We start from the raw sequence: 7,643 nt of genomic DNA on the forward strand, positions 1-7,643 counted from the left end.
AAAAGCCCTTGATGGATCATCAAGGGCTTTGTTCATTTGGCGGAGAGGGTGGGACAACCGTGTCCAACCTCAAAAAACCTTTTAAATCAACAACCTAGGCGGTAGATGACATAAAAAACTCGCGACTAGAAGTGCTACGAGCGAGACGAACCTTGGTTGTACCACAGTCGCTTCAAGTGCTGTTCTCTCGCGACAGCGCTGCATGGAGGCACAATGTTGTAAGCCGGTTCCATCACCCCCGCAGGCACTGTATAAAATACCAGCATGGACACTCTTACGCCGGCTGAGCGGTCAGAACGGATGTCTCGGGTACGTGGACGCGACACGGGGCCAGAAGTCCGCTTACGCAAGGCTCTGCACGCGCGCGGTTTTCGCTACAAGTTGCATGACAAGAAGCTTCCCGGCAAGCCTGACCTTGTGTTCCCAGGTCGACGAAAGGTGGTGCTCGTGCATGGCTGCTTCTGGCACATGCACGGGAATTGTGCGCTGGCTCGTATGCCGAAGTCACGCGTCGACTTTTGGAGCGCGAAGCTTCATGGCAATCGGGACAGGGATGCGGTGAAGCAGGCCGAGTTGCGGGCGCTGGGGTGGGATGTGATGGTTGTGTGGGAATGCGAACTGCGAGACCTGGATGCAGTTGTTGCGCGTGTACAGGCATTCTTGAACGAGGACGAAGGAAAGAAATGATGCGAGCTGTGGAGTTGTTCGCGGGAGCGGGGGGGCTGGCGATGGGCGTCAGCCTCGCCGGCTTTAAGTCCCTGGCTGTTGTCGAGTGGGACAAGTGGGCCTGCGATACCGTTCGGGAGAACCAGCGTCGCGGCTATCCCCTCGTAGACGGCTGGCCGTTGCATGAAGGCGATGTACGCGCAATAGATTGGACCGGCGTTCCGCAAGACATCGAGTTGCTTGCGGGCGGCCCCCCGTGCCAACCGTTTTCGATGGGTGGCAAGCACAAGGCACATGATGACAAGCGCGACATGTTCCCCGCCACCGTTCAAATCGTGCGCACGCTGCGTCCCAAGACATTCATCGTTGAGAACGTGAAGGGACTAACGCGCTCGAGCTTTGCCAACTACTTCGAGTACATCAAGCTGCAGTTGGAGTTTCCCGAGGCTCCGAGGCGTGCTCACGAGTCTTGGTTCGACCATCTTCTGCGTCTCCAAACCGAGAAGACGTCAGGGCGCATGCATGAGAGTGGCCTGACCTACAACGTCACGGCGACGTTGGTGAGCGCCGCCGACTACGGGGTGCCACAAAAGCGCGAGCGGGTGTTCATTGTGGGGACTCGCTCAGACCTCGACATTGACTGGCATTTTCCCGAAGCCACGCACAGCGAGGATGCCTTGATTCATTCCCAGTGGGTGACTGGCGAGTATTGGGAGCGTCACAAAGTCGCTAAACGCGACCGCCCTCTTCCGCCAGTCAAGTTGGCCAAGCGCATCCAAGCATTGACGGCCAAGCCGCCAAAGTCTCTCCCATGGCGAACGGTTCGTGATGCTCTTGCCGATTTGCCTGACCCACGAACACGCCTCGCGCTGGGAATTCGTGACCATCGTTTTCAAGATGGGGCTAAGGTCTACCCAGGACACACGGGGAGTCCACTGGACCAACCCGCGAAGACCATCAAGGCCGGCGACCATGGTGTTCCCGGCGGCGAGAACATGATGGTGCTGCCGGACGGCTCGGTTCGTTACTTCACTGCGCGCGAGACAGCGCGAATCCAGACCTTTCCAGATGGCTATGTCTTTCACGGTTCATGGTCAGAGACCATGCGCCAGTTGGGTAACGCCGTGCCCGTGGCCCTTGGTCGGACCGTTGCAGCTTCCGTAGCAGAGGCACTTATTCGTTCCGAACTTCGTAGGGTCGAGTCGCTGCAACCCAAGAGCAACAAGCGGGCAGCATGATGAGCGTTAGCAAGACAGCCGAAGTCATTCCTTTCAACCCGCTCGACAAAAAGAACCTTGGCGCCAGCGTAGCGGAAGCACTTGTGAGCCAGCCCGCGCATCCGCTCGGAGCCCTAACGTCTTTTTATGGCTCTGGCATTTATGCCATCTACTATCGCGGTCACTATGCAGCGTATCAAGCCATCTCCGCACCCAATCAGGCGGACTCAGGCAACCCGACCCTGCCAATTTATGTAGGGAAAGCGGTACCGCAAGGAGCACGAAAGGGGAAGGTGATGCCAGACCCCACTCGGTCCAAAGCTCTTTTTAGTCGCCTGCAAGAGCACGCCGAGTCTGTCCAGGCGACGGACAACTTAGATATCGCGGACTTCTCGTGCCGGTACTTGGTTGTCGATGAAATTTGGATTCCGCTAGGCGAATCACTGATGATTGCCAAGTTCTCTCCCTTGTGGAATTTAATTGTCGAGGGCTTCGGCAATCACGACCCCGGAGCCGGACGCTATAACGGTCTTCGCCCCCGTTGGGATACCCTCCACCCTGGGCGCTCATGGGCATTGAAGTGCAAAGACCGCGAGGAGTCGCAAGCCGACATCGCACGGGAAATTGGGAGCTATCTGGCGTCCACCACGTTGCCTTCCACCCCGCATTTCTTGGGCCGACAGGACTTGGCCAGCTAAAAACCTCTCGAACGCCAGCGCTTCGAAAAACGCCCCGCTGCAAGACTCTGATCAGCAGCCCAGACCGCTAAGTGTGGGGCGTCGCTGGCTCATCCAAAGCTCTGAAAAATTGTGACGGCTGCATGTCTAGCGCCCTGACAATTTTCTCGATGTTTACCAACGCGATGTTGCGTTCCCCACGCTCAACGCCTCCCATGTAGGAACGGTCGATTCCACATCGGTCGGCAAACGCTTCCTGCGACAAGCCTTTGGCTTTGCGAGCCTGCCTTACAGCCTGCCCGAAAGACAGCAGCACGGTAGGTCGCTCTTCAAGAGGAGGAGGTACTCGGGGCATAGCCAATCGTCGGTGGACACGGCCCAAAGCACCACGGAACATGCGGCGTCGGAACAAGAGTTCACGGAACATAAGCACCATTTCGGCTACCATCCTCGAAGTCGCGGCATGTCGCCGATGACGGTTCTTAGAGAGGACGGTTCCATGAAAGCATCGGCAGCCCTCGCGCTCGCCTTAGCGCTGGCGCTCCACAGCATCGGCGCACAAGCCAACGACATTGCTGGCGTAAAGCTCGGCATGTCCATCGCCGAAGCAAAAGCCGCGTTTACGAAACCGGCCGGCATGAAAGTGACACCTGTTAGGACCGACCAGGTAGAAAGTGGCTTTGCTGGCTGGGTGAGCCCAACTTACGAGAGTGAGTTTGGTAGCCAATGGGGCGGCCCGCCCGATGAATTTTTCGCCTTTAAGGGCAAAACGGAGAACATTTGGTTCATCCAAAGAAATCAGCGCCTTGAAAAAACGGAGCGTTATGCCAAGCAAACCTTACTGGATGCGGTTCGCAAGAAATTCGGCAAAGAAAGCTATATTCGCGGAGAGCTGAACGACCAGTATGGAACCATCGTGGTAGGTTGGGAATACGACCAAAATGGAAAACAATATTTCGGCCAATACTCAGAAGGTGGAAATTCAATTACAGGCGCTCCCATTCCGGCACCTCCATGCCGTATGTTCGACCTGAATAGAATTGGAAACAATCGCACCGGAGGGGAAAATTTCCTTCCCACTCCCATGAAAATATATCCCCCATCGGATTTCCAGCGTTCGTGCAGTCGTGCCTATTACGTTGAATTTAATCATGGCGAAGGCTTGGTGGAGGCTGTCGCAATTAGGGCAATAGACTCAGCCGCCATGATTAAAGCTATTGATGGAAAAAATGCGCGCAATGAAGCAGATGGCAAACAAAAATCCCAACAGCAAATCAACAAAGGTATAAAGCCAAGCCTGTGAACTGCTCCGGGACAAGCCAAAACGGGCCAAGCCGATTGACTGCATGCGATAGAAAGTGGGCAAAAGCCGGTTTACCCTGCGTAGGGTGAGACGGTGCCAATTCCTCCCCCATCGCAGCTTCTAGAGCCATTACAGCCCCATTGCGGACTGTTTTACCATCGGAATCGGGACCCGATTCCCGGTTTTCCTTTGGCTCGGTGGAACAGCCCCGGCGCTAGGCCGCAGGCCGACGCAAGGCGGGGCGTGATAATCGGAGGCCGCCAGGCCGACCCTCTCTAGCGTGCGTATGCACGCCTGTCCCCCTCAATAAATCCCCTCTTCCCCTTTAGGGGGAGAGGGGTTTATAGAGGGGTTAAAGAGAAGAGATAGATATCTCTTCTCTTCCCCGCGCCCCAGGCCTGCACATACGCGCGCGACGGCTTGGCGCGATGGAATCCCGCTAAAAATCGTTTTACCGCCCCGATGGAATGACGCCCCCAATGCGACCCACATCGGAGGTCCTGGGGCCACTATGGCCCGATTGCGCTGCCTTCTCACCGCCCGGCGTGGGAATAATTGGCAGGGTATCGGGGTATGGGGTGCAACCCCATGACAGCGAAGCGGAAGCCGGACCCATCGATAAATCGCTGAACATGGCCGCGTGGCGCCATGGCGGAATATCACAAACCGTACTCCGCGCCCTTGCAAACAGGGTATTTGCTTTGGGCCGGAAGCCCCCCCGGCAGGGGCGAGGGAAGGCTTTTTTTATGCGCAGTGTAAAAAATGCCGTAGTGAGTACACGAAGTGGACGGGCCACCCCCGATAAACTTGCTTAATACTCACGCGGTGCTATTTTTATTCAAAGGAATCAAAAAAATGGCATACGCAATATTCAGGACGGAGAAATACAAAACCAACCACGCTATCGGCGGCATCATGCGGCACCATCTACGAGAAGCTCCGGAAGAAGTGGAAGGGCTCGACCCGACCCGCACCCACCTCAATATCACCATCGGTGCCGCCGACCGGCCTGCGTTATTCAAGGCGATAAAGGCCCGTATTGCCACGACGACCCGAAAGCCTCGCCCCGATGCCAATCGAATTATTGAGAATATTTTTACGGCTTCTCCTGAATTTTTTCAGAATATGCCCTATGAGTCCCAAAAGGCTTATTTGCTTCAATGCGTTGAATTCTCCAAAGAGGTCTATGGTGCGGAGAATGTCGTTGGGGCATATCTGCATTTTGATGAAAAAAGCCCGCATGTTCATGTTTTGGCCGTGCCCATTGAAACATCTACCAGGACAACAAAGAAAAGCAGCCGCCAGATAACAACCCTCAATGCAGGCCATTACCTGGGCGGCTCGGAAAAGTGCATTGACCTGCAAACCCGCTTTGCCGAGTTCGTTCAAGGCAAGGGGTACAACCTGAAACGAGGAGAACCCAAGCGGGAGACCAAGCGCCGGCATGTTCCGTTGCGGGAGTATTACGCGGAGATTGCCGCGAGCCATCAGGCCGCCACTGAATTGTTGGCGGAGGCGGCAAGCGAAGCCAGCGCAGCGGCGCAGAAGCGGCGCCAGGCGGAAAACGAATTAGAGCGCTTGAAACTGGACCGGGAGGCGGTCGAGACCGAGCGGGAGGCCATCCAGAAGCGATATGTGGAAGCGGAGGCGGAATGGGCCCGCGCTCGGGCTGCGAACCAAAAGGCGCGGGATTACGAGGACAGGGCGGAAAAGCTAGCTACACAAGGGCTGGCGGGTATCCAGAGGGTAAAGCGTCTTGCGGCGATGGCCCACCGGCCAGAGCTGGCGGGGATGTTGGAGCTATTGGCCGAGAACGCCAGCGCCCGGGAGTTGTTGGCGCTCTATCTGCACGACCCCCAAATGGCCCAGGTGGTCCAGAACAATGTCGCCCTGGCCGTTGGAATGTGCGACCAGAAGCTGGCCCCCGAAACAGACGACGATAAAAAAGCAGTAGTTGTTACGGCATTGAAGGGTTTGAAGCCTGGGGAGGACGACCCCACCGCGTTCGACTGGGGCGTACCCGGCTACTGATGGCTACATCAGGGCATCGGGGTCGATGAGGTCCCCAATCTCGATTCCTGCCATGGGGTCGATGGCCTTCTGGACGGTCTGGGCAATCAGGTCGAGGGTCGGGAAGACCGACGCGGCCAGTTCATCGATGCCTATGGTCTTGGTGTACACCGCCACGTTGACGTTGTCGATTTCATGCCCGGCAAACTGGCAGCGGTGTTCCAAGCTCACCTTGTTCTGCATGAGTTCGTTGTTCACGTACTTGCGCAGGCTGTGGAACACGAGTTTGTCCCGAGAAATCCGGGCGCTTTCAAGGTTGCGGGCAAACATCTTGCCGACCGCGTTGCCGCTGCCCTTGCCATCGCGTTCCTTGTACTTGAAGAGCTTGTCTTCCGCGTTTTTCAGCGTGTCCAGCACGGGCGCAATCTGCGCGTAGATGTAGGGGTGTAACGGTACCTCGCGGATACCGGCTTGCGTCTTGCTGTCGCGGATGGCGATGTAGGGCACACCCGTGCGGCTGCGCTTGAATTGGCCCTTCTTCAGGGCGGTGATTTCACCCACCCGGCAGGCGGTAAACAGGCCCAGCAGCACGGCATTGGCATAGTTCGGGTCTTTCTGGCGTTGCTCGCGGAAGAAGTCGCCGCCCACCAAGAGCGCGATTTCGTCGGTTTCAAACGTGGCCCAACCGCCTTGCAAGCGCTGTTTCTTGGTCAGCAGTGCGCGCTTCTCGGCGGGGTTGTCGCCGCGCGTGTAGCCCTGTTTCTTGGCGAAGTTGTACAGGGCGCGCACGGTAGATATCTTGTTGTCGATGGTGCGGGGGCCATTGCCCTTCTTCGCCAGATGCTCCTGGTAGCGCGTGAGGTCGCTTTGCGTGATGCGCGTGATGGGTGGGTTTTTGAGGAACTTGGCCAGCTCGGTAGCGGTGTTCCTGTACGAGTCGGCCGTGGCTTGCTTGACGGCTTTGAGCAAGAGGAATTTTTCCAGCAGTTCGCCCAGCTTCAAGGCGGTGGGGTCGTCTGCTAGTGGCGCTGCTGTCGCGGGTGCCAGGCTGGGCGCTGGCTGGCCTGCGTGCAGTGCTTTGAGGGCCTGGATGGCTTCCATCATCCGCTTGTGGTCTTCATCTCCGTCGGCTTTGAAGATGCCCTTGGAGATGTCCATCTCGTAGGGGCTGATTTCGCTGAGGTCGGGCTTTTTGTGCATCGTGTTCAACAGGGCAACTGCACGAATGATAGCCACGCGCTTGTAGCTGGTGCGCAGCGAGCGCTTGACCTGCTGGCCGTTGATGCGGGTGTGGAGGTAGTAGCTGGAACCGAGCAGGTAGATGGGCAAATTGAGCATGGATTGCTACCAAATTTGCTACCACCCTCAAAGCAAAAAGCCTTGTAAATCGTTGATTTACAAGGCTTTTTCCATTTTGGCGGAGAGGGTGAGAGACAAGTGATAAGCAGCAGAGCGGCATAGAGGGCCGTAATTGTGTTTTGTAGGCCATACCGTAGGCCAACAAAATAAGGCGGCTTCCTGGGGCGCTGCGAGGCCTTGGCGGGCCATTGCTGATAGGGGGCGGAAGGTCGAGGCCGACAGAAAAGCACGTAATTTCCCGGAATGCCAGAAGAGCATGAAACCGCCCGCAAGCCCAGGCCACGCCAGGAAACGGCCACGGCGGCCAACTCGTAAAAAAGTGCCCCTCAAACGAAGCCCGCGGGCGCGGTGGGGTGCGCGCGCCGCCGGGTGCCGCGCCTCTGCACGTCTGGGGGAGGGCCGGCCGGGGGT

Annotated in this window: 7 protein-coding genes; 5 read left to right on the forward strand and 2 right to left on the reverse strand. The window is 57.2% G+C overall.

The features are described 5' to 3' along the window. The first annotated feature begins 264 nt into the window (after positions 1 to 264). Genes AC3A84_RS16130 through AC3A84_RS16140 form a run of 3 tightly spaced genes read left to right on the forward strand, consistent with a single transcriptional unit; the run spans position 265 to position 2,581 of the window. Positions 265 to 687: a very short patch repair endonuclease gene (locus AC3A84_RS16130; RefSeq protein ID WP_487971043.1), complete on the forward strand. Its 423-nt coding sequence runs from the start codon at positions 265 to 267 to the stop codon at positions 685 to 687. Then, a complete protein-coding gene (locus AC3A84_RS16135; RefSeq protein ID WP_487971044.1) occupies positions 684 to 1,904 on the forward strand; it encodes a DNA cytosine methyltransferase in 1,221 nt (406 codons plus the stop codon). The genes AC3A84_RS16130 and AC3A84_RS16135 overlap by 4 nt, the downstream gene beginning before the upstream one ends. Further along, complete coding sequence (locus tag AC3A84_RS16140; RefSeq protein ID WP_487971045.1) at positions 1,901 to 2,581, forward strand: Eco29kI family restriction endonuclease; 681 nt, start codon at positions 1,901 to 1,903, stop codon at positions 2,579 to 2,581. The genes AC3A84_RS16135 and AC3A84_RS16140 overlap by 4 nt, the downstream gene beginning before the upstream one ends. A 67-nt stretch (positions 2,582 to 2,648) precedes the next feature. Here the strand turns inward: AC3A84_RS16140 and AC3A84_RS16145 are convergent, their stop codons facing one another. Beyond that, positions 2,649 to 3,008 carry a helix-turn-helix domain-containing protein gene (locus AC3A84_RS16145; protein ID WP_487971046.1) on the reverse strand — a complete coding sequence of 120 codons (360 nt, stop codon included), beginning with the start codon at positions 3,006 to 3,008 and terminating at the stop codon, positions 2,649 to 2,651. 15 nt (positions 3,009 to 3,023) lie between these two features. Between AC3A84_RS16145 and AC3A84_RS16150 the strand changes: the two genes are divergently transcribed. Together AC3A84_RS16150 and mobV are read left to right on the forward strand one after the other, a co-directional pair. Then, complete coding sequence (locus AC3A84_RS16150; RefSeq protein ID WP_487971047.1) at positions 3,024 to 3,863, forward strand: hypothetical protein; 840 nt, start codon at positions 3,024 to 3,026, stop codon at positions 3,861 to 3,863. Between the two features lie 855 nt (positions 3,864 to 4,718). Then, the gene (gene mobV / locus AC3A84_RS16155; protein ID WP_487971048.1) at positions 4,719 to 5,894 is read left to right on the forward strand and encodes a MobV family relaxase; all 1,176 of its coding nucleotides are present in this window, start codon (positions 4,719 to 4,721) and stop codon (positions 5,892 to 5,894) included. A 3-nt stretch (positions 5,895 to 5,897) separates the two neighbouring features. Here mobV and AC3A84_RS16160 read toward each other — a convergent pair whose 3' ends face one another. Further along, entirely contained in the window at positions 5,898 to 7,211 is a 1,314-nt protein-coding gene (locus AC3A84_RS16160) for a tyrosine-type recombinase/integrase (RefSeq protein ID WP_487971049.1), read from the reverse strand. Between the last annotated feature and the right edge of the window lie 432 nt (positions 7,212 to 7,643).

The sequence above is a fragment of the Paracidovorax sp. genome (genome assembly GCF_057642795.1).

Coding starts and splice junctions, on each gene's coding strand:
- AC3A84_RS16140 (WP_487971045.1), top strand. CDS start 1,901: ATGATGAGCGTTAGCAAGACAGCCGAAGTCATTCCTTTCAACCCGCTC.
- AC3A84_RS16150 (WP_487971047.1), top strand. CDS start 3,024: ATGTCGCCGATGACGGTTCTTAGAGAGGACGGTTCCATGAAAGCATCG.
- AC3A84_RS16130 (WP_487971043.1), top strand. CDS start 265: ATGGACACTCTTACGCCGGCTGAGCGGTCAGAACGGATGTCTCGGGTA.
- mobV (WP_487971048.1), top strand. CDS start 4,719: ATGGCATACGCAATATTCAGGACGGAGAAATACAAAACCAACCACGCT.
- AC3A84_RS16160 (WP_487971049.1), bottom strand. CDS start 7,211: ATGCTCAATTTGCCCATCTACCTGCTCGGTTCCAGCTACTACCTCCAC.
- AC3A84_RS16135 (WP_487971044.1), top strand. CDS start 684: ATGATGCGAGCTGTGGAGTTGTTCGCGGGAGCGGGGGGGCTGGCGATG.
- AC3A84_RS16145 (WP_487971046.1), bottom strand. CDS start 3,008: ATGGTAGCCGAAATGGTGCTTATGTTCCGTGAACTCTTGTTCCGACGC.